General features: G+C 58.2%; 19 protein-coding genes. 9 read left to right on the forward strand and 10 right to left on the reverse strand.

Annotated features, from left to right (window positions below):
• The first annotated feature begins 2 nt into the window (after positions 1-2).
• Entirely contained in the window at positions 3-1,271 is a 1,269-nt protein-coding gene (locus tag C2E16_RS00375; RefSeq protein ID WP_084970739.1) for a DUF3748 domain-containing protein, read from the forward strand.
• Here C2E16_RS00375 and C2E16_RS00380 read toward each other — a convergent pair.
• Positions 1,252-1,620, reverse strand: a complete 369-nt coding sequence (locus tag C2E16_RS00380) for a YceK/YidQ family lipoprotein (protein ID WP_038630199.1) — start codon at positions 1,618-1,620, stop codon at positions 1,252-1,254. The two genes, C2E16_RS00375 and C2E16_RS00380, sit on opposite strands and share 20 nt — an antisense overlap.
• Before the next feature lie 310 nt (positions 1,621-1,930).
• Here C2E16_RS00380 and ibpA point away from each other — a divergent pair, with 310 nt between their 5' ends.
• Positions 1,931-2,347, forward strand: a complete 417-nt coding sequence (gene ibpA, locus C2E16_RS00385) for a small heat shock chaperone IbpA (protein ID WP_038629345.1) — start codon at positions 1,931-1,933, stop codon at positions 2,345-2,347.
• A 72-nt stretch (positions 2,348-2,419) separates the two neighbouring features.
• Here ibpA and C2E16_RS00390 read toward each other — a convergent pair whose 3' ends face one another.
• Both C2E16_RS00390 and C2E16_RS00395 read right to left on the reverse strand, forming a co-directional pair.
• Positions 2,420-3,334, reverse strand: a complete 915-nt coding sequence (locus tag C2E16_RS00390) for an EamA family transporter (RefSeq protein ID WP_038629347.1) — start codon at positions 3,332-3,334, stop codon at positions 2,420-2,422.
• A 374-nt stretch (positions 3,335-3,708) separates the two neighbouring features.
• Positions 3,709-4,965: a valine--pyruvate transaminase gene (locus C2E16_RS00395; RefSeq protein ID WP_084970737.1), complete on the reverse strand. Its 1,257-nt coding sequence runs from the start codon at positions 4,963-4,965 to the stop codon at positions 3,709-3,711.
• Between the two features lie 418 nt (positions 4,966-5,383).
• Here C2E16_RS00395 and C2E16_RS00400 point away from each other — a divergent pair, with 418 nt between their 5' ends.
• A complete protein-coding gene (locus C2E16_RS00400) occupies positions 5,384-6,592 on the forward strand; it encodes an aldose 1-epimerase family protein (protein ID WP_084970735.1) in 1,209 nt (402 codons plus the stop codon).
• A 225-nt stretch (positions 6,593-6,817) separates the two neighbouring features.
• Here C2E16_RS00400 and ghrB read toward each other — a convergent pair whose 3' ends face one another.
• From ghrB to C2E16_RS00435, 7 genes are all read right to left on the reverse strand, one after another.
• A complete protein-coding gene (gene ghrB, locus C2E16_RS00405) occupies positions 6,818-7,792 on the reverse strand; it encodes a glyoxylate/hydroxypyruvate reductase GhrB (RefSeq protein ID WP_038629356.1) in 975 nt (324 codons plus the stop codon).
• A gap of 113 nt (positions 7,793-7,905) precedes the next feature.
• Positions 7,906-9,192 (reverse strand): MFS transporter, encoded by a 1,287-nt coding sequence (locus C2E16_RS00410; RefSeq protein ID WP_038629360.1) that lies wholly within the window; start codon positions 9,190-9,192, stop codon positions 7,906-7,908.
• 84 nt (positions 9,193-9,276) lie between these two features.
• Complete coding sequence (locus tag C2E16_RS00415; protein WP_038629363.1) at positions 9,277-10,236, reverse strand: sugar kinase; 960 nt, start codon at positions 10,234-10,236, stop codon at positions 9,277-9,279.
• Between the two features lie 3 nt (positions 10,237-10,239).
• The gene (locus C2E16_RS00420) at positions 10,240-10,974 is read right to left on the reverse strand and encodes a sugar phosphate isomerase/epimerase family protein (RefSeq protein ID WP_084970733.1); all 735 of its coding nucleotides are present in this window, start codon (positions 10,972-10,974) and stop codon (positions 10,240-10,242) included.
• Positions 10,975-11,183: 209 nt separating this feature from the next.
• Positions 11,184-12,209 (reverse strand): LacI family DNA-binding transcriptional regulator, encoded by a 1,026-nt coding sequence (locus tag C2E16_RS00425; protein ID WP_084970732.1) that lies wholly within the window; start codon positions 12,207-12,209, stop codon positions 11,184-11,186.
• A 151-nt stretch (positions 12,210-12,360) separates the two neighbouring features.
• A complete protein-coding gene (locus C2E16_RS00430; RefSeq protein WP_038629369.1) occupies positions 12,361-13,023 on the reverse strand; it encodes an OmpA family lipoprotein in 663 nt (220 codons plus the stop codon).
• 113 nt (positions 13,024-13,136) lie between these two features.
• Entirely contained in the window at positions 13,137-13,703 is a 567-nt protein-coding gene (locus tag C2E16_RS00435) for a DNA-3-methyladenine glycosylase I (RefSeq protein WP_038629371.1), read from the reverse strand.
• Positions 13,704-13,992: 289 nt separating this feature from the next.
• Here C2E16_RS00435 and C2E16_RS00440 point away from each other — a divergent pair, with 289 nt between their 5' ends.
• From C2E16_RS00440 to C2E16_RS21280, 6 genes are all read left to right on the forward strand, one after another.
• Positions 13,993-14,640: a hypothetical protein gene (locus C2E16_RS00440; protein ID WP_038629373.1), complete on the forward strand. Its 648-nt coding sequence runs from the start codon at positions 13,993-13,995 to the stop codon at positions 14,638-14,640.
• Between the two features lie 101 nt (positions 14,641-14,741).
• Positions 14,742-15,290 (forward strand): primosomal protein DnaT, encoded by a 549-nt coding sequence (gene dnaT / locus C2E16_RS00445; protein WP_038629375.1) that lies wholly within the window; start codon positions 14,742-14,744, stop codon positions 15,288-15,290.
• On the forward strand, positions 15,290-16,027 hold the full coding sequence (gene dnaC / locus C2E16_RS00450) for a DNA replication protein DnaC (protein ID WP_038629379.1): 738 nt from the start codon (positions 15,290-15,292) through the stop codon (positions 16,025-16,027). Before dnaT ends, dnaC begins: the two co-directional genes overlap by 1 nt.
• Positions 16,028-16,349: 322 nt before the next feature.
• Positions 16,350-17,585: an MFS transporter gene (locus C2E16_RS00455; protein WP_038629381.1), complete on the forward strand. Its 1,236-nt coding sequence runs from the start codon at positions 16,350-16,352 to the stop codon at positions 17,583-17,585.
• Positions 17,585-18,496, forward strand: a complete 912-nt coding sequence (locus C2E16_RS00460; RefSeq protein WP_084971680.1) for a bestrophin family protein — start codon at positions 17,585-17,587, stop codon at positions 18,494-18,496. The genes C2E16_RS00455 and C2E16_RS00460 overlap by 1 nt, the downstream gene beginning before the upstream one ends.
• A gap of 301 nt (positions 18,497-18,797) precedes the next feature.
• Positions 18,798-20,738 (forward strand): methyl-accepting chemotaxis protein, encoded by a 1,941-nt coding sequence (locus tag C2E16_RS21280; RefSeq protein ID WP_280525403.1) that lies wholly within the window; start codon positions 18,798-18,800, stop codon positions 20,736-20,738.
• Position 20,739 lies beyond the last annotated feature (1 nt).

Consider the following 20,739-nt stretch of genomic DNA (forward strand, 5'->3'; position numbering starts at 1 on the left):
CCATGAGCGAAAAGCAGCTTACCTTTGCCCCGCGCAACCATCAGTTGACCAACATCAACGTCTGGACCGCCGACAGTCAGTGGCTGGTGTATGACGTGCGTCCTTCCGGCGCCTCCTTTACCGGCCTGACCGTAGAGCGCGTCAACGTCGAGAGCGGCGCGACGGAGATCCTTTATCAGGCGCGCAATGGCGCGCACGTCGGCGTGGTGACCGCCAGCCCCGATATGCCGCCGCGCTATGTCTGCATTCATGGACCGGAACATCCTGATGCCAGTTGGCGCTATGACTTTCATCATCGTCGCGGCGTCATAATTCAGAACGGCGCGGCGGAGAACCTCGACGCCTGCGATATCACGCCGCCTTTTACGCCGGGCGCGCTGCGCGGCGGCTCGCACGTCCATGTCTTCAGCCCGGACGGCAGCCGCCTCAGCTTTACCTATAACGATCATGTGATGCACGAGTGGGACACGCGGGAGGATTTACGTAACGTTGGCGTCGCCGTTCCGCTGCATGCTGTCTGCCCGGCGAAGCAGCATCCGCGGGAATATGACGGCAGCCATTTCTGCGTACTGGTGAGCAAAACCACCGCGTCGCCGCAGCCCGGCAGCAATGAAATCAGCCGCGCTTATGAGGAGGGCTGGATTGGCGCGCAGGGCTACCGTCGCCCGGACGGCAGCCGCCAGCGCTGGGCGCTGGCGTTTATCGGCGATACGCGGGCGGAGAACGGCGATGTCGTGCCGGAGGTGTTTGTGGCCGATCTGCCGGAAAAGCTGAGCGACTATGCGCAGCCGGGCGACGCGCCATTGGAAGGGACGGAAACCCAACTGCCTGCACCGCCGCGCGACGTAACGCAGCGTCGACTGACCTTTACCCATCAGCGCCGCTATCCCGGCCTTGCGACGCAGCCGCGCCACTGGCTGCGCAGCAACGCGGACGGCAGCGAAATCGCCTTTCTGATGCGTGACGAGGCGGGCGTGGTGCAGCTGTGGAGCATTTCGCCCTGCGGCGGCGAACCGCGTCAGATTACCCGGAGCGCGCACGATATTCAGTCGGCGTTTAGTTGGCATCCGGCGGGCGGGCAACTGGCGTTTATCTGCGACAACAGCGTGATGCTGTGCGACAGCCAGAGCGGTGAAATGCGCCGACTGACGCCGCGCAACGCCATGCCACCGTCAGGCGACGCGGTAGTATTCTCGCCCGATGGCCGTCAGATCGCCTTTATGCAGGATGTTGACGGCTATCGGCAGATATTTACGGTTGCGGTGAGTTAATCGCCAGCGGCGCGGCCTGCGCCAGGTTTTCCTGGGTTTTCGCCAGCCGCTCTGCTTCAATTACGCGCGCCCGCGGCGAATCGATAGCCTGGCAGTCGTCGGCGCGCATATAGTCCCAGGGAAGCAGGACGGTATCCAGCACGGCAGAGAAAGGAAGGTCGATCAGGGCCAGCGGCTTCATCACCCAGCTGCTCTTATCGTCGGTAAGCACTTCGGCGCTGGCGCGGGTGCCGGGATAGTAACCCTGGCTGGCGCCGGTATGTGACATCATGCTGGAACAGCCAGAAGTAGTGATTAATGCGCTACAGGCCAGAAGCCCCGCCAAACGGTATTTTTGTATTAATTTCATCTGTTTCATCCCTTCAGTCATGGCTGAACGCCTGGCTGAGTGTCTTCGTCCGCGGCGGGGAAAAGGTCCCGGTCACTCTGTGGTGACTCGCGCCTTATGCATGACGATATCTTCCCCTGAGTGTATGACATTCTCTGTGCTTTGCTTAAAAAAATTGCAAATGGCTACTTGAAAGAATGGCAGCTACCCCCATTTTCTTATCACGGTCAGCGCGGCATTCGCCGAATGGGTTCGCCAGCGTGACCGGACAGCCTGTCCGTGACGGAAGGCTGCGATTAACCTACTCGCTGAAATTCAGGAGCTTTGTATTATGCGTAACTTCGACCTTTCTCCGCTCTATCGTTCCGCTATCGGTTTCGATCGTCTGTTTAATCTGCTGGAATCCAACCAGAACCAAAGCAATGGCGGCTACCCTCCGTACAACGTTGAGCTGGTGGCTGAAAACCACTATCGCATCACCATTGCCGTGGCAGGCTTCGCGCAGAATGAGCTGGATATTACCGCTCACGACAACATGCTGATCGTGCGCGGCGCTCATCCTGAAGAGCAGACAGAGCGTAAATACCTGTATCAGGGCATTGCCGAACGCAATTTCGAACGTAAATTCCAGCTGGCTGACCATATCGTGGTCCGCGACGCCCGTCTGGAAAACGGCCTGCTGTACATCGATCTGGAACGTATCGTGCCGGAAGAGATGAAACCGCGCCGCATCGAAATTCTCAGCTAATCTTTAGCCCGTTCATCAGCACCCTGACGCCGCGGAAACGCGGCGTTGTTATATCTTCATCCGGCTACGTCGTTATTCCTGCTGAACGCGGATAGCGCGCAGCGGTTTCAAGCGCCCGCCGAAGACATTCATCACCAACCCAACTACGACAACGGCCGCGCCGATAAGTTGTTGCGTGGAAAGCGTTTCGTCCAATAACAGCGCCGCGCTCAACAAACCTACCACCGGCACCAGCAGCGAGAGCGGCGCCACGCGCCAGGTTTCATAGCGGCCCAGCAGCGAACCCCAGATGCCGTAACCTACTACCGTGGCGATAAACGCCAGGTAAATCAGCGCCAGTATCGTGGTTAACTGAATATGCATCAGGCTCTCAGCGATGGCGTCGCGCCCTTCAAACAGCCAGGAGCAGGCGAAAAAGGGCCCGATGGGTACCAGCGCGCTCCAGACCACCAGCGACATAATCGGTACGCTTCCGCTACGCATAATGACTCTGTTGGTGATATTGCCCATGCCCCAGCAGAGCGCGGCGGCCAGCGTCATCAGCATGGTGGTCAGCGTCACGCCGCCCACGGCGGACGCGTTCTGTCCTGCCGTCGCCAGCAACACCATGCCGCCAGTGGCGATGGCGATGCCGGCGATGTGGTACCACCGCAGCTTTTCCGCCAGCAGCAGCGCGCCAAGCAACAGCGTGAAGAAAGCCTGCGCCTGCAATACCAGCGACGCCAGCCCGGCAGGCATGCCAAGATTGATGGCTAAAAACAGAAAGGCGAACTGACCAAAGCTGATAGTGAGCCCGTACAGCAGCAGCAGGCGCAGCGGAATACGCGGCGGACGCACGAAAAAGATCGCGGGCAGCGCCACCAGGGTAAAACGCAGCCCGGCCAGCAGAAACGGCGGCATCCCGTGCAACCCTACTTTAATCACGACGAAATTCACGCCCCACGCCACCACCACGCAGAGCGCCAGCAACAGATCTTTGATAGCCATGTTTTCTCCTGCCTGTCAGATGAAAAACGGCGGCATCGCTTTCAGCTCAGCGGGAAACGGTCAGTCAGAGCCGGGAACGAATGCTTAGCGCCGAAAAAAGAAATGAGAAAAGCGTTAACGAAAAATCACCTTTTCATTAACTTACTCATAAATGTCGCTGTTTGATATATACAGATCGTAATGATATGGAGGGAGACAAATGCGCGGCGACAGCCGAAAACGCCGTGACGGGAAAAGCGCGCGGGAGAAAGCGCCGCTGACGCCCAGCGCATTTCGCAGGCTGGGCTTTTTATAGGTTGGTCTTTTACCCCGGCCAAAACCGTGCCGAAGACAACAGGGCGGCAGCCATTTTTTGCGATCTGCCGCCGCGTTGGTTAGCGCGCAACTTCGCTCCAGGCGCGCTCAATCTCTTCCGCCAGAATTTTTACGCCTTTCTCAATCGTCGCGTTATCCGGCACGTAATTCATACGCATGCACTGATGGGTATGCGGCCAGCTCTGCGCCAGGCCGGGGAAGAAGAAGTGGCCCGGCACCATCAACACGCCGCGCTGTTTCAGTCGCTGATAGAGCAGTTCGGTCGTGATCGGCAGATCCTGAAACCAGAGCCAGAGGAAAATAGCGCCTTCCGGTTTGTGGATCAGGCAGCGCTCTTCCGGCAGATAGCGGCGCAGAATGGCGATGGTTTCCTGCACGCGCTGCTGATAGAAGGGCTTGATCACCGTTTCCGACAGGCGCAGCAGGTCGCCGCGCTGGATCATCTCTACCGCGATCGCCGGGCCGACGCTGCCTGGCGCCAGGCTGATAATGCCGTTCATATTGCTGATGGCGTCGATCACCTTTTCATCAGCGAGAATAATGCCGCAGCGCGCGCCGGGCAGCCCAAGCTTCGACAGGCTCATGCAGAGAATAATGTTCGGGTTCCACAGTGGTCGCGCTTCGGTAAAGATAATGCCGGGGAAAGGCAAGCCGTAAGCGTTATCGATCAGCAGCGGAATATCGTGCTGCTGCGCCAGCATATCCAGGTGCAGCAGCTCTTCATCGGTAATGACGTTGCCGGTAGGGTTCGTCGGGCGCGATACGCAAATCAGGCCGGTGTCGTCGGTGATCTGCAAATGGTCAAAATCGACATGGTATTTAAACTGTCCTTCCGGCAGCAGCTCAATATTAGGGCGGGCGGAGACAAACAGATCTTCATCCAGTCCGGCGTCCGCATAGCCGAGATATTCCGGCGCCAATGGAAACAGCACGCGCTTTTTAGCGCCGTCGGCACGGCGACCGGCATAGAGATTAAACAGATAGAAAAAGGCGCTCTGGCTGCCGTTGGTCAGGGCAATATTTTTTGCTGAAATCTGCCAGCCCAGCTCTTTTTGCAGCAGCGCAGCCAGCGCTTCAAGCAGCACCGCCTTACCGCGCGGGCCGTCATAGTTGCACAGCGCGTCGGTCAGCTTTCCTTCCTGCTGCATATGCATCAGCAGTTGATGAAAATAGTCGTTCATGGCCGGAATTTGCGCTGGATTGCCGCCGCCCAGCATTACCGCGCCGGGAGTGCGCAGCCCTTCGCCCATATCTTCCATTAAACGGGCAATACCGGTATGGCGGGTAAATTTGTCACCAAAGAGAGAAAAGCTCATAGCTGTAAATCAAATGTAATTGGCAGGTGTGGGACACCTTACCGCCAGCGATGCCATGATGCAAACAGCGCCTGCCTGACGCCTCGCCTGCGGCAAAGGCTGTGAAAAAGCGAAACCTGAGATACCAGGCAGGCGGAGCGGCTGATTATCGCCGCGTTGTTAAGGACGGCTTCTGGCCGATGCAGCGAGGCGCGATACGCGCCAGATGCAGGCTGAAACGTATCAAGCTGCATCAAATAGCGATCACAAATTTTTGCTGAAAAATGTAATAAGTCCGATAGAAATGAGTTAACAATCTCGTTTCTTTACTGAAACATCTGCTAAAAATCTCCAGGTGACTGCCATCACGGTTTTTCAGCAGGCGCATTTGTAACCTGCTGGCTGTTTTGCTAAATCAATTCAGCTAAAGGATCACAAAATGAACAACTCTCTGGTGGTGATGACGGTAGCGATGATGTTTTCCACGCCGGCGCTGGCGCAGTCGTGGTTGCTGACGGATGCTGAAAGCGGCATGGAGGAAGGCAACTGGAGCATCAGCAGCCAACAGCTGAAGCTGGACGGTCAGCCTTTCAGCATTGAGCAAAAAGTTCTGCACGGTGGCAAGCAGGAAGGGTCGAAAGTGATTACCCTGCGCAGCGAAAACGGCCTGACGATCGCGCTTAGCCCCAGCCGCGGCATGGATCTGCTGCATGTTAACGGACACGGCGTGCGCATGGGCTGGGATTCACCAGTGGATGAGGTGGTCAATCCGGCCTATATCCGTCTGGAAAGCCGTAACGGGCTGGGCTGGCTGGACGGCTTTAACGAGATGATGGTGCGTTGCGGCTTTGAGTGGACTGGTCATCCGGTCACCAAAGACGGCGTGCTCTACACGCTGCACGGCAAAGCGGGCAATACCCCGGCGTCGCGCGTGGAGGTGATAGTTAATGAGCAGGCCCCGCATGAAATTCGCATTCGCGGCCTGCTGAAAGAGCATACTTTTAAAAAGGCGAAGCTCAGCACCTGGACCGAACTGCGTTACGTCCCAGGCAGCGACAGCTTCACCATTCATGATGAGCTGACCAACCAGAGCGACTACCCGCAAGATTACCAGATTATCTATCACAGCAACTTTGGCACGCCGATTCTGGAGAAAGACGCTCGCTTTATCGCGCCGGTAAAAAGTGTTTCGCCCTTTAACGACTATGCGAAAAATGGCTTAAAAACCTGGAATATCTACGGCGCGCCGACCAAAGGCTTTGACGAGATGGTATTTAACCTGACGCCGCTGGCGGATAACGAAGGCAAGACGGTCGCGGCGGTGATCAACAGCAAGGGAGACAAGGGCGCGGCAATTGAATTCGACACTCGTCAGCTGCCGCTGTTGACCTTATGGAAGAATACCGACACCCTGAATCAGGGCTACGTTACCGGCATTGAACCGGGCACTAACTACGCCTATCCGGTTACCATCGAGAAAGAGCAGGGAAGGGTAAAACAGCTGCAACCGGGGCAAAGCCAGGCTTTCACGCTGACCTACACGCTGTTAAAAGATGCGCAGGCAGTACAAAAAGTAGAGCAACGGGTTAAAACGCTACAGGGCGACAACGCGCCACAGCTGGATGAAAAACCGATCGCGGTGGAGTAAGGCGAGCGGTTGCGGCCGACGCAATATGGCGGCCGCAAACCACGCGCTCTGCTGAGCGGTTGCGGTCGCATTGACATCGCAGCCGCAAACCACGCGCTCTGCTGAGCGGTTGCGGTCGCATTGACATCGCAGCCGCAAACCACGCGCTCTGCCGAACGGTTGCGGTCGCATTAACATTGCGGCCGCAAACCACGCGCCGCGTTGCCATGATCGCCGCATAGCGATTTAACGCAGCACCTGCGGATTGACGCAGTTCTTCTCTACCTTGCCCGCCAGCGCCGCGATCAGATTATCTACGGCGTCGCGCGCCATGCCGTAACGCGTTTCATGGGTCGCGGAACCAATATGCGGCAGCGCCACCACGTTCGGCAGCGTCAACAGTTCGGAATCAACCGGCAGCGGCTCCTGTTCAAACACATCCAGGCCTGCGGCGTGAATGGTTTTATCTTTCAGCGCGGCGATCAGCGCCTGTTCATCCACGACCGGCCCGCGGCCCGCGTTAATCAGAATGGCGCTCGGCTTCATTTTCGCCAGCTGCTCACGACCGATCATATGGTGAGTCTGTTCCGTCAGCGGCAGGCTGATGCAGAGAAAATCGGACTCGCGCAGCAGGGTATCGAGATCGCAATACTGCGCGTTAAAACGCGACTCCGCTTCCTCATGATGCTTGCGCGCATTGTATAAAATCGGCATGCCGAAGCCGTGATGCGCACGCTGTGCCAGCGCCAGACCGATGCGGCCCATGCCGAGAATGCCCATTTTTTTGTGATGCACATCGATGCCGAACCAGTCGGGACCAATGCTGCGCCGCCATTCGCCCGCCTTTACCCGCTCCGCCACTTCCACCACGCGCCGCGCGCTGGAAAGCACCAGCGCCATCATCGTATCGGCGACGGTTTCGGTCAGGACGGTCGGCGTATGCATCAGCACAATGCCGCGCTGGTTCAGCGCTTCCACATCAAAATTGTCATAGCCGACGGAGATCGTCGAGGCGGCGCGCAGTTTCGGCATTTTCTCCAGCAGCGCTTGATCCACCGTGCTGCTGGAGCCGATCATGCCTTCTGCGCGCGCCAGCGCCTCCGCATGTTCCGCAATGGTTTCCGGCGAGAGGCCGTTAATCGCCGTCACGGTGAAATGCTCATCGAGGCGGGCGCGTAAATCGTCGGGAAGGGATTTGTATAACAGCACTTCAGGCTTCATGTCAGGCTCCATCCGCTTGAGCGGTAAACAGAAAAGATAATTGCCGATCGTCAACGGACGCGATCGGCAATTTGAGGCAGAGTCCGGATGCGCCGGACCTTACGCGCGACTAGTCATGCGTGCCTGGCCGCGCGTTCCGGCGAGGGGGGCTGTTTGTTCTCCGCCGGTTTCACAATCAGAGTAAGCCAGACGGAGACCAGCAGCGCCACGCCCATAAAGATATAGGAAGCGGCCGGGCTGCCGGTGGCTCCGTTAAGGTAGCCCACAATCCACGAGCCGACAAAAGAGCCCAGCGCGCCCATGCTGTTGATCAGCGCCATCGCGCCGCCGGCGACGTTGCGCGGCAGCATTTCAGGAATAATGGCGAAGAAGGGGCCGTAAGGCGCGTACATCGCGGCGCCGGCGATCACCAGCAGGCTGTAGGAGAGCCAGAAATTATTCGAACCCACCAGCCATGAGCCGAGGAACGCCAGCGCGCCGATCAGCAACAGCGGCCAGACAAACAGCTTGCGGTTTTGCATGCGGTCGGAGGCCCAGGAAACCACGATCATCGCCACGGTTGCCGCCAGATATGGCACGGCGGAGAGCCAGCCTGCCTCGACCATTCCCATCTGCGTGCCGTTGCGCAGAATGGAAGGCAGCCACAGCACAAAGCCATACACGCCGATGCTCCAGGCGAAATACTGCATACAGAGGAGAATAACGTTGCGCGACTTAAAGGCTTCGCGGTAGTTGCGCACCGCCTTAATGCCTTCCTGCTCCTTACGCAGCTGCTCTTGCAACGCGGTCTTTTCATCTTCGCTCAGCCAGCGCGCCTGCGCCGGTTTATCCTGCACCAGGAACCACCAAAATACCGCCCAGATCACCGCCGGGATGCCTTCAAAAATAAACATCTCACGCCAGCCGAAAGCGTTGATCAAGTAGCCGGAGACCACCGACATCCACAGCACGGTGACCGGATTGCCCAGGATCAGGAAGGTATTGGCGCGCGAGCGCTCCGATTTGGTAAACCAGTTGCTGATATAGATTAGCATCGCCGGCATTACCGCCGCTTCCACCACGCCGAGGATAAAGCGGATGGCGGCCAGCATCGGAATATTGCTTACCACGCCAGTCAGCGAGGCGCAGACGCCCCACATCACCAGGCAGCAGAACACCAGCTTTTTCACGCTGCGGCGTTCGGCATAGACGGCGCCAGGGATCTGAAAGAAAAAGTAGCCGAGAAAGAACAGGGCGCCCAGCAGCGAGGACATCCCTTTGGTAATGCCTAAATCTTCATTGATGCCTGCGGCGGAGGCGAAGCTGAAATTCGCACGGTCCAGATACGCCAGGCTGTAGGTGATAAAGATAATGGGGATGATATACCACCAACGTTTCGGCGCGATTGTCTGCTTATTCATGAGCTTATCCTCTCTTGGGAGCGCATATACTGATGACGGCGTCACCGATCTGCATCGTTATAAGGGTACGTAAGAGGTTATTGCTTACTCTTCGCCGAGACCGGCGCGCGTCGGCAAGCCTTCGCTGTCGCCGATCACCTGAATCGCCAGCGAGCCGATTTTATTGCCGCGACGGATCGCCTGAGGCAGTGGTTTGCCTTCCAGCAGCGCGCTGATCACGCCAACGGCGAAGCCGTCGCCCGCGCCGACGGTATCGACGACATTTTCCACCCGTACCGCCTCCACCTGGCCCTTGTCGCCGTCAGAGGTTTTGTACCAGGCGCCATCGCCGCCGGTTTTGATAATGACCGCTTTCACCCCTTTATCGAGATAGAAATCGGCGATCGCTTCCGGCTGGCGATGTCCGGTCAGAATCAGGCCCTCTTTTTCACCTGGCAGCACCCAGTCCGCCATAAAAGCGAGCTGGTTAAGCTGTTTCACCATCTCCTGCTCGCTCGGCCACAGCACCGGACGCAGATTAGGATCGAATGAGAACGTTTTGCCCATGGCGCGCATCTCCCGCGCCGTGTGGTTCAGCAGCTCCAGCGAACTGCCGGAAAGCGCTGCCGCTACGCCGCTCAGGTGCAGGTGGCGCGCCGAGCCAAAATAGTCGCGGTCAAAATCAGCTACGGAAAGGTGGCTGGCGGCGGAGCCTTTGCGAAAATACTCCACGACCGGATCGGAGCCGTCTTCCACCTTCGACTTCAGCTGAAAGCCGGTAGGGTAACGCTTATCCGTCAGCACGCGTTGATGATCGACGCCCTCTTTTTCCAGCTGCTGGTGGACGAAGCGGCCAAAAGCGTCATCGCCTACGCGGCTGACCCAGCCCACTTTCAGACCGAGCCGCGCGAGGCCGATAGCGACATTCAGTTCCGCTCCGGCGATGCGTTTGATAAAGGTGTCGACCGCGGCCAGATCGCCGGTTTCGGCGGCGACGAACATCGCCATCGCTTCGCCGATAGTGACCACATCCAACGTACCGTTTTGGTGAGTATGGCTGTTCATGATTTACTCCTCGCGCAGCAGATCGACATAGTGGCGCGTCACGGCAACCAGGTCATCGCCCTGTAGCGGAAATTCAATGCCGCGCGGCGCATCGGCAGGCAGCTGTTTTAACAGCGCGCGCCAGCTGCCGTCGGTTTCGTCGAGCGCAATTGCGCGGAAGCTGTCGCCATGGGGGATAGCGGCTTTTACATGAATATAGCTGACGTGGCGCGCAAGGCGATGCGCAGCGGCAGAGGCGTCATCGCCGGTCCAGATCCAGTTGGCCATATCGAACGTCATATCGGTCTGATCGCACTGCTCGAAAAATGCCGCGATCGCCGCCAGCGTGCCGTATTCGGTCTGATCGTTTTCCACCACCGGCCTGGCTTTGCTGGCCGTCAGCGTTGATGCGAGGCCTGCTTCGGCGCCGGGACGATAGTGGCCCAGCGACAGCTTCAGCAGAGAGGCACCCAGCTGATCCGCTTCCTGCAGATAACGGCCCAGCTGCGGATTCAGTTCTCCCTGCGCGGTAAACAGCGCGTCGGGCACAGAATAGAAGGCGTTCAGCCGGTGTTCAGCAATGGCGGCGGCGAGCTGCGGCAGCTGTTGCAGCTCTGACTCGGTAAACAGCTCGCGACGAATTTCCACGCCGTCAGCGCCTGCTTCAGCAATAATCGGCAGCAGCGCGCGCTGGCCGCCCAGCTCTGCGACTTTTTGATGCCCGTAAGCCGCGGACACCACTACGATTTCTCTTTTCACTCTTCCTCCGGGAGCGGTCACAGATAGAACCGCGATAAAGAAAAACTAAATGGAACCGGTTCCAAAGCAAAGGAGGGAAGTATGAAATTATGATCGCGCTCACGATGTACTTATTTGACGCCAGGGATCGTCTGAATTATGCGAAAAGCGCTGGACGGCGATGGACAGGCCGCCTGCAAAAGGCGGCGCAAGAAGGAAAAGTGGAAAGATCAGGCGAGCGGGCGTGTCGAACCGCGCACGACCAGCTCGCCGTGAAAGGTTTGTTCTTCTATGGTCGTCGCTTCGCCTTCAATGCGCTGAATCACACGCTCCAGCGCCGCATAGCCGATCTGCCAGGTCGGCTGTTTCAAAGTGGTGATGCCGTCGCCCGCCAGCTCCGCCCACTCCAGTTCGTCAAAGCCCAGCAAGCCCATTTTGCGGCCCCAGTCCAGATCGAGACGGCGCATAGCGCGCGCCACCTGTAGTGTCAGGGCGCCGTTCGCCACCAGCAGCGCGGCGGGCCGGTCGGCGTGACGGCGGTAAAAATCGAGGATAATGCGATCCATCGCCGCGGCGTCGCTAAGCGCCGCCTCGGCGTTTTCGCAGAGCACGCCGGTGTGGCCGGCGCAGCACTGGCGGAACGCCTGCAAACGCTCCAGCCGGGTATTGACCAGCCCAAGCGGCTCACTGAGAAACAGCAACGCGCGGTAGCCGTTCTTCACTAAATGCTCGGTTGCGTCATTGGCGGCCTGCACATTATTCAGCCCGACGACGTCGCAGGAAAAATCAGGAATTTTTCGGTCGATCAGCACCATCGGCAGCAGCGACTGCTGCAAACGGTTGAGCGCCTCTTCGCGCATGCCGACGGCGTTGACCACGATGCCTTCTACCTGATAGCTGCTTAGCAGCTGAAGATAGTGCTGCTCCTGGTCAATCTCATTGTTGGTATTGCAGACCAGCAGGGTAAAGCCGCGCGCGCGGCAGGCGGCTTCGATACCGCACAGCACATCCACTGAATAAGGATTGGTAATATCGGCGATAATCAGGCCAATAAGTCGCGTGCGTCCGCGCTTCAGGCCACGAGCCATCTGGTTGGGCCGGTAGTCAAGCGCGGCGATCGCCTGCTCAATACGCTGTTTCAAATCGGGCGACAGGGCATGATGTTCGCCATTGAGGTAGCGGGAAACGCTGGTTTTGCCGGTTTTTGCTGCTTTGGCAACATCATTGATGGTGGCGCGTGCGGCCTTATGCTTCATGTCTTTCTTTTACTCCGGGATTTCGGTGAGAGACTAACACAGCCAGATGCCGGTGGTTAGCATCGTAGCTGGCTCAGAACAAGCTGGCCGGAAAAAAGGGTGCGGCGTGGCGGTAAAGGGGCAGCGAACTGCCCCGATAAATAAAGCAGATTTATGACAGCGGGCTAAGGGTGATCTCAACGCGACGGTTCTGCGCTTTACCCTCTTCCGTGCTGTTGGAGGCGATCGGGTTATCCGGGCCCATGCCGCCGGTGCGTACGCGAGTGCTGGCGACGCCCTGCAGGATCAGCGCGCTGGCGACGCTGTCGGCGCGCTGCTGCGACAGACGCATGTTCAGCGCGCGCGTACCGGTGCTGTCGGTGTAGCCAATCACGTTAACGGCAGTTTTCGGGTACTCTTTCAGCACCATCGCCACGCCGGTCAGCGTCTGCGCGCCAGCCGGTTTCAGCGTGCTGCTGCTGCTGTCGAACGTTACATTGTTAGGCATGTTCAGGATGATGTTGTCGCCATTGCGCGTGACGCTGACGCCGGTGCCGCGCATTTTTTCACGCAGTTTGGCTTCCTGCACATCCATGTAATAACCCAGGCCGCCACCCAGCGCCGCGCCTGAAGCCGCGCCGATCAGCGCGCCTTTGCCGCGATCTTTCTTTGAAGAAGAGAGAACCCCAACGCCTGCGCCAACCAGCGCGCCCACGCTGGCGCCGATGCCGGATTTACCCGCTTCAGATTCCCCGGTATAAGGATTGGTGGTACAGCCGGAAAGGGCAATTGTGCCGCTTACTAACAGTGACAGGGCAATAATGCTTTTTTTCATCTTTATATCCTTTAAAAAGCTTCCTACAGGCGCACCCGCACCTGCTGAAGGCGGCAATTATGCCGCGTAAAGATGCAGGAAATATCCAGGAATTTCCTCAGATTTGTAAATTTCTACGAAGAGGTATTAACGGGATGGCGGAAACAGCCTGTTATGTGGTCATTAACCAGCCCGCACGCCTGCATAAATGAGTAACAAATGGTCGATCCGACAAATTTAAAGCCGCGCTTTTTCAGCGCTTTTGACATTGCCAGCGAAGCGGGCGTCTGCGTTGGCGCTTCGCGTGATTCGATGAAATGACTTACCTGCGGCTGGTTATCGACAAAAGACCAGATAAACTGCGAAAAATCTTCGCCGCTGGCCTGCATCGCCAGATAAGCGCGCGCGTTGGCGATAATCGCGGCGAGTTTCCCTGCATGACGGATCAGGCCGCGGTCCTGCATTAACCGCGCCATATCCGTTTCATCCATCCGGGCCACCTTATGCGGGTCGAAGCCGTGGAAAGCGGCGCGATAGTTTTCGCGCTTTTTCAGCACCGTAATCCATGAAAGACCCGCCTGCTGACCCTCAAGACAGAGCATTTCAAACAGCGCCGCGCCACGCGTTTCGGGCACGCCCCATTCGCAGTCGTGGTAACGCTGATAAAGCGGATCGTCTGATACCCAGTTGCATCGTTGCATTGTGCTTTCCCGTGCTTTCAAATGACTAAAACCGTGATTTTATCATGCTGATGAAGGCGTCAGCTTGATAGTACTAACAGATTCGCGCATGTCACCACCCTTGCGATTTCATATTTGTGCGCTTTCTTCCAGCACCGACTTTTTTGCGTGCTTAGCCCTTCTTTACAAGGGTTATTGCCTGCCGATGCAGGCGCCATGCCGCCTGCGCCCGGTTTGAAGGCATGAAATGAGAAATATACTGATTGACTGTGCATATAATCAGCACGCTAATCATTTTCAGAGAAATTATATGTCCGACGATATAAAAAAGATTACCGTAAAATTCGCCGCTTTTATGGGCTGCGCGCTCTTTCTGACACTGATGATGGGGTTGGTTTTCATTGATGTAAACTGGATGCGGGATGCGCTGCATGAAACCTCCTTTACCGAGATTTTTCAGGAAGTGATCCTTGGCGGCATCGCGATCTCCTTCTTCTTTTACGCCGTCCGGCAGAGCAGCCTGCGCTACAGCCTGGTGCTTAAAGGCGGCTTTTTCGCCTGTATGCTGATTCGTGAGATGGATTTCTTGTTTGATGAGATTTTTCACGGCGCGTGGGTCTGGTTCGCGCTGGCGGTCGCCATCGTCTGTCTGGCTCTGGCGGCGCGCCATCCGGCGGCGACGCTTTCTGGCCTGGTGAATTTTTTACAGCATCCCAGCTGGAACATGATGGCCGCCGGTCTGTTGACTATCCTTGTCTATTCCCGTCTGTTCGGCATGCACGAGCTGTGGGAAACCCTGATGCTCGACGGCTATAACCGCACGGTAAAAAACATGGCGGAAGAGGGCACCGAACTGCTGGGCTACAGTTTTTGTCTACTCTCCTGCGTGCGCTACCTGTGGGATCTGCGCCATATGAAACAGGATAAACCGGGCATCGCCTGGCAGACGCAGCACTAAGGAAGAGGCGATTCCGGGCGCTAAACTTGATAGACTAGAGGCAATCACGGCTGCTGCGGCGGCCCGTTACGTTTTGCCTGCAATGTAATCCGGGATTTACCATGTCTGTCAAGATTTTAACCTCCACCGTCATTGGCCTTGAGGCGTTTCGCCAGGACCCGATCGGCGCGCTCTCCTCGGCGGAATCGGGCGCGGTCGCCGTGTTCGATAACAACGCGCCGGTGCTGTATGCGGTTTCTCCCGATCGACTGGCGCAGCTGCTGGAGCTGGAGGCGGCGGCAAGACAGCCGCAAAGCGATGTGGCGCTGGATGAACAGCTCTATCATGACGCAGCGGCACAGCCAGCGGCGATGGCCGCGCCAGCGGGCAAATTTATGATGTACGCCGGCTGGCGGCCCGACGCCGATTTTCAGCGTCAGGCCGCCATCTGGGGCATTGCGCTCAGCGAACCGGTAACCCCCGCCGAGCTGGCGTCCTTTATTACCTGGTGGCAGGCTGACGGCCGACCTTTTCATCACGTTCAGTGGCAGCAGAAGCTGGCGCGCAGCGTACAGCAGAGCCGGGCGGCGAACGGCGGACGTGCGCAGCGCGACGTCAACCAGCTGCCTGAACCCGATCAATCGATTCCCGATGGTTTCCGAGGTGAATAATGAAAACGCCCGCTGAGTTATTTAACCGTCTGCACCGGCTGATGCCTGACCATATCAAGCCAAAGTTTCAGAGCGGCGAAGAGCTACTGGCATGGAATCAGGAGCAGGGGCGGCTGCGCTCAGAGGCGATCGCGCGCGAAAACCGCGCCATGAAGATGCAGCGCATCCTCGGTCGCTCCGGCATCCGAGAGCTGCATATGAACTGCTCGTTCGATAACTACCGCGTGGAAAACGATGGTCAGCGTAAGGCGCTGGAGCAGGCACGCCGCTACGCTGACGAGTTTGACCAGGGCATCGCCAGCTTTGTTTTTTCCGGCCGTCCCGGCACCGGCAAAAACCATCTGGCGGCGGCGATCGGTAACCACCTGATCCTGCGCGGCAAAAGCGTGCTGATCGTCACCGTCGCCGATCTGATGTCGATTATTAAAGGCTCTTTCAGCGGCGGCGACCGCACGGAAGAACATCTGCTGCACGATTTCAGCACTGTCGATCTGCTGGTGATTGATGAGATCGGCATGCAGACCGAATCACGCTATGAAAAAGTGATTATCAACCAGATTGTCGACCGACGTTCCTCCTCGAAGCGTCCTACCGGCATGCTTACTAACCTCAACCATGCGGAAATGGTAAAACTGCTGGGCGAGCGCGTGATGGATCGCATGCGCCTTGGCCAGAGCCTGTGGGTCTCTTTCAACTGGGAAAGCTATCGCGGCCGCGTTATCGGCAACGAATATTGAGCCGCCTCGCGCCTCCGGCAACGGAGGCGTCTGAATCTTTGAATTGTCAGCCCGTTGGTTCGGCAATGAACGGCGCTTTGCCTGGGCGCGGAAGCGCGACATGATGCGCTTCCCGCTTTTACCGCGTCGGCGCTAGTCAATCTCGTTGCGCTTCGCACGGCTTGTACTACCAAATTTTCGTCAAGTATTGTAAAACAGAGGCTCACCTGCCAGGTTGCCGCATCGTCTGTGTTCGGTGTCCCTAACAGAACAATATCATCGGGGGCACCTTTCCCGGCGTCGCGATTCTGCGGCCTGTTTCGTTGCTGTTATTGGGATGGTTATGGCTTCTCCTGCTGATTCGCGGGCGGATTCGCTGTTACAGCACCGCTCGTTCGTTGCGTTCTGGCTGGCGCGCACCTGCTCCAGCTTTGGTTTCCAGATGTTATCTATCATTGTCGGCTGGCAGATTTACGCCATCACCGGCAAAGCGTTCTATCTCGGCCTGATCGGGCTGGTGCAGTTCCTTCCTTCCGTGACGCTGGCGCTCTGGGCGGGCCACATCGCCGACCAACGCGATCGCCGCCGCATCGTCTTCTTTTCTCAGCTGATTGAATGGCTGGCTATCGTAGCGCTGACGGCGCTGACGCTGCTGCACCACAGCGAGGTCTGGACCATTCTGGGGCTGGTGTTCGTGCTGTCGGTGGCGAAAGTGATGGAGGCGCCGGCGATGCAGTCGATGCTGCCTGCGCTGGTGCCGCCGCGTCTGCTGGCGCGCGCCACCGCCGCCAGTGCCGTCGGCGGCCAGGCGGCAATGATCATGGGACCGGCGCTGGGCGGCCTGCTCTATGTGGCGGGCGCTTCAGTGGTCTATATGGTCACCGCCCTGCTCTACCTGATCTCCATTGTGATGGTCAGCCGCCTGCGCTATGAACAGGCGCAGCCGCCGCGCACGCCCGCCACGCTCTCAACGCTGTTCGCCGGCGTACGCTTTATTCGCGAACGTCCCGACGTGCTGGGCGTGATTTCGCTCGATCTCTTCGCCGTGCTGCTGGGCGGCGCAACCGCGCTGCTGCCGATTTATGCGCAGGATATTCTGCACACCGGGCCGCTTGGTCTGGGGCTGCTGCGCGCGGCGCCGGCGGTCGGCGCGCTGCTGGTCGGCTTCTGGCTGAGCCATCGTTCGCTGGAGCGCCACGTCGGCATGATTATGTTTATCTCCGTCGCCGGTTTCGGCGCGGCGACGCTGGTGTTCGCGCTTTCATCGCAGCTTTGGCTGTCGATGCTGGCGCTGTTCGCCACCGGCGGCTTCGATATGGTCAGCATGGTCATTCGCGGCGCGCTGGTGCAGCTGGATACGCCTGACGAGATGCGCGGGCGCGTTAATGCGGTGAACTCGATATTTATCAATACCTCCAACCAGCTGGGCGAATTTGAATCGGGCATGCTCGCCGCCTGGCTGGGCGCGGTGCCGGCGGCGGCTATCGGCGGCATCGGCACGCTGGTGGTGGTCGGGCTGTGGATGCACTGGTTCCCCGGGCTGCGCCGTCGTCAGCGCCTCGAAAACGAGGTGGCCTGATGATTGTTCGTCCCCATCAGCACTGGTTTTTCCGTCTCTTTGTCTGGCACGGCTCGGTGCTGCCGGATATTTTGTTCCGCCTGAGTTTGAACCTGGTGATGTCGGTTATCGCGGTTATCTGCTTTCAGTGGTATGAACAGCTCGGCGTTCATCTGACGACCGCGCCTTTCAGCCTGCTGGGCATCGCCATCGCCATTTTCCTCGGCTTTCGCAATAACGCCAGCTATGCGCGCTACACCGAGGCGCGTCAGCTATGGGGCGCGCTGCTGATCGCTCAGCGCTCGCTGCTGCGCCAGATAAAAAGCGTGCTGACCGATGAGGCGGAGATTCAGCAGTTCAGCCAGATGCTGATCGCCTTCGCCTGGAGCATGAAGCACCAGCTGCGGCATACCGACGGGCGGGATGATTTGCGTCGACTGATGCCCGCGCGTTACCTGGCGCAGGTGGAGAACAGCCCGCAGCCCACCAACCGGCTGCTGCTCTGCATGGGCGACTGGCTGGGCGAGCAGCGCCGGGCCGGACGCCTGAGCGACGTGCTTTACAGCAGCATCGACGCCAACCTGAACCGGCTGTCGGACGTGCTGGGCGGCTGCGATCGCATCGCCAACACGCCGATTCCCTTCGCCTACACGCTGATTCTGCACCGGACGGTCTATCTGTTCTGTACGCTGCTGCCGTTTGCGCTGGTGGCCGATCTGCACTATCTGACGCCGCTGGTGTCGGTATTTATCTCTTACACCTTTCTGTCGCTGGAGTCGCTGGCGGAGGAGCTGGAAGATCCCTTCGGCAGTTCGCCGAACGATTTGCCGCTGAATGCGTTATGCAACGGCATTGAAATTATCCTGTGCGAGATGCTCGATCGCCCCGGCCCGGAAAAAATGCGCCCGGACGGCAACTGTATGCTGAACTGAGCGCCGTGCCGCCGACCTGGCGGCACAATCTCTCGCGTGGTCAACTGCTTAGCTGACCACGCTTTCTAAAGAACAGGCTATGCACTAATGGTTTAGCTAACTTTATGGTTAACAACGGGTGACTAACTTTGAATTCTGTTGTTAACGTTGCGTGTGACCATTGATGCCGTCCAGCTTTTATCGCGCCTCTCAAGAGGCGGCACATAGATTAATCAGCGCGCTGCTTTGTAAATTCACTAAAGCAATGCTTAACCATGCCGATAGCAGCACTATCTTCCTTTCTCTGTTATCAAGGTGAGTTATGAGCAGTTTGTCAGCGTGGACTTCAGGTTTTAATCATCTAAGCGTGGGTAAAAAGCTCACCTCAGGCTTTATATTGGTGCTGTTGATCAGCCTGGTGATTGCCGTCGCCGGAATTCGCGGCCTTTCCACTATCGGGGAAAATGTGCAAAAGCAACAGCTGGTCGTGCAGATGGTGCAGCAGCTAAATCAGGCGCGTTTTAACCGCACGCTTTTGCAGTTCACCGGCGAAAGCCGCTATGGCGAACAGAATACAAAAGCGTTACAGCAGTTTGAACAGCTAAGCGACGCGCTTAACCAGATGGGCTGGGATCCTGAAGGCAGATCGCGGCTGGAAAGCATTAAACAGACGCTGGCTTATTACCTGACGGAAAAAACGCGCTTTGTCGCTTTCATCAACCAGCGTAGCGAACAGTTGAAAGCAATGGAGCTGGATACGCTGGCGGACTACGACCGCAAAAGCGAGACGCTGAGTCGTCAGGCCGTGGATGCGGGGCAAGCGCTGGCGGCTTCCCGCCTGGACGCCGCTATTCAGCGCGTGATGAAGCTGTGGCCCGATTTTATCACCCAGCCGAACGATGCGCGTAAAGCGGCGATAGCGGCAGCGCTGAGCGCGGTGGCGGAACAGGGCGAACTGTTGAAAAACAGCGTGCCGGGTCTCGAAACGGGCTGGGTCGCAGGCGTTTCGCTGGAGGCTGGGCGCCTGAACGCAACGCTGGATAACTACCATACCCTCTTTACGCATCACGAAAGTCAGTCCGGCGTGCTGACCAGCGCGGCGGAAAAACTCAACGCGGCGGTAAATGCGCTCTACCAGTTCCAGACTGAACAGGCGACGCTCACCATTACCGAAGCGAGTTCTGTCATGTATATCGCCGTCGCGCTCGGCGTGCTGGTTGGGTTGCTGATCGCCTGGCGCATTACGCGCAATATTACGCAGCCGTTGCGGGAGACGCTGCTGGTCGCCGATAAAATCGCCTCCGGCGATCTGACCGCGCGCATCGATACGCAGCGAGGCGATGAGCCAGGACTGCTGATGCAGGCAGTGGGGCGCATGAACCAGAACCTGCAAGAGATCATTCTTCAGGTGCGTCAGGGCGTGGACAACGTGGCGCGCGCCTCGGCGGAAATCGCCGCAGGCAATATTGACCTCTCCTCGCGCACTGAGCAGCAGTCTGCGGCAGTGGTGGAAACCGCCGCCAGCATGGAACAGCTGACGTCTACCGTGAAGCAGAACGCCGACAACGCACACCAGGCCAGCAGACTGGCCCAGGAAGCCTCCCATAACGCCGGACGCGGTGGTGAAATCGTGCAGGACGTGGTGGTGACAATGGAAGATATCAGCGCCAGTTCGCGTAAAATCGCCGATATTATCAACGTAATCAACGGAATTGCCTTCCAGACCAATATCCTGGCGCTGAACGCGGCGGTGGAAGCGGCGCGCGCTGGCGAACAGGGGCGCGGCTTTGCGGTAGTGGCGGGCGAGGTGCGCAGCCTGGCGCAGCGTAGCGCTACGGCGGCGCGTGAAATTGAAACGCTGATCAAAGAAGCGGGACAAAAGGTGGATAACGGTTCACGACTGGTCAGCAGTGCCGGGCAGGCGATGAACGATATCGTGCGGTCCGTCTCGCAGGTGAGCGGCATTATGAACGAGATCGCCAGCGCTTCTGAGGAGCAGAGCCGCGGCATTCTGCAAATCGGCCAGGCGATGACCGAGATGGATACGACTACGCAGCAGAACGCCGCGCTGGTCGAGGAATCTTCTGCCGCCGCCTCGTCGCTGGAAGATCAGGCAAGGCAGCTGGAGCAGACGGTTGCGGTGTTCAAAACCGCGCCGCAGGGCGTTGAGCGCAGCCCGGGCGTTAGCGCGCCGCGTTCGCGCGTGCTGGCGCCGACGCCGGTCGCCGCGTCCGGCTCGCAGGGCGGCTGGGAACAGTTCTGAT

It is taken from the genome of Mixta calida (genome assembly GCF_002953215.1).
GTDB lineage: Bacteria > Pseudomonadota > Gammaproteobacteria > Enterobacterales > Enterobacteriaceae > Mixta > Mixta calida.

What these genes read in the sequence shown, in the direction of transcription:
- ibpA (WP_038629345.1), top strand. Translation starts at nt 1,931, where the DNA reads ATGCGTAACTTCGACCTTTCTCCGCTCTATCGTTCCGCTATCGGTTTC.
- C2E16_RS00430 (WP_038629369.1), bottom strand. Translation starts at nt 13,023, where the DNA reads ATGAAAAAAAGCATTATTGCCCTGTCACTGTTAGTAAGCGGCACAATT.
- C2E16_RS21280 (WP_280525403.1), top strand. Translation starts at nt 18,798, where the DNA reads ATGAGCAGTTTGTCAGCGTGGACTTCAGGTTTTAATCATCTAAGCGTG.
- C2E16_RS00455 (WP_038629381.1), top strand. Translation starts at nt 16,350, where the DNA reads ATGGCTTCTCCTGCTGATTCGCGGGCGGATTCGCTGTTACAGCACCGC.
- C2E16_RS00380 (WP_038630199.1), bottom strand. Translation starts at nt 1,620, where the DNA reads ATGAAATTAATACAAAAATACCGTTTGGCGGGGCTTCTGGCCTGTAGC.
- C2E16_RS00410 (WP_038629360.1), bottom strand. Translation starts at nt 9,192, where the DNA reads ATGAATAAGCAGACAATCGCGCCGAAACGTTGGTGGTATATCATCCCC.
- dnaC (WP_038629379.1), top strand. Translation starts at nt 15,290, where the DNA reads ATGAAAACGCCCGCTGAGTTATTTAACCGTCTGCACCGGCTGATGCCT.
- C2E16_RS00390 (WP_038629347.1), bottom strand. Translation starts at nt 3,334, where the DNA reads ATGGCTATCAAAGATCTGTTGCTGGCGCTCTGCGTGGTGGTGGCGTGG.
- C2E16_RS00435 (WP_038629371.1), bottom strand. Translation starts at nt 13,703, where the DNA reads ATGCAACGATGCAACTGGGTATCAGACGATCCGCTTTATCAGCGTTAC.
- C2E16_RS00460 (WP_084971680.1), top strand. Translation starts at nt 17,585, where the DNA reads ATGATTGTTCGTCCCCATCAGCACTGGTTTTTCCGTCTCTTTGTCTGG.
- C2E16_RS00425 (WP_084970732.1), bottom strand. Translation starts at nt 12,209, where the DNA reads ATGAAGCATAAGGCCGCACGCGCCACCATCAATGATGTTGCCAAAGCA.
- C2E16_RS00415 (WP_038629363.1), bottom strand. Translation starts at nt 10,236, where the DNA reads ATGAACAGCCATACTCACCAAAACGGTACGTTGGATGTGGTCACTATC.
- dnaT (WP_038629375.1), top strand. Translation starts at nt 14,742, where the DNA reads ATGTCTGTCAAGATTTTAACCTCCACCGTCATTGGCCTTGAGGCGTTT.
- C2E16_RS00400 (WP_084970735.1), top strand. Translation starts at nt 5,384, where the DNA reads ATGAACAACTCTCTGGTGGTGATGACGGTAGCGATGATGTTTTCCACG.
- C2E16_RS00440 (WP_038629373.1), top strand. Translation starts at nt 13,993, where the DNA reads ATGTCCGACGATATAAAAAAGATTACCGTAAAATTCGCCGCTTTTATG.
- ghrB (WP_038629356.1), bottom strand. Translation starts at nt 7,792, where the DNA reads ATGAAGCCTGAAGTGCTGTTATACAAATCCCTTCCCGACGATTTACGC.
- C2E16_RS00375 (WP_084970739.1), top strand. Translation starts at nt 3, where the DNA reads ATGAGCGAAAAGCAGCTTACCTTTGCCCCGCGCAACCATCAGTTGACC.
- C2E16_RS00395 (WP_084970737.1), bottom strand. Translation starts at nt 4,965, where the DNA reads ATGAGCTTTTCTCTCTTTGGTGACAAATTTACCCGCCATACCGGTATT.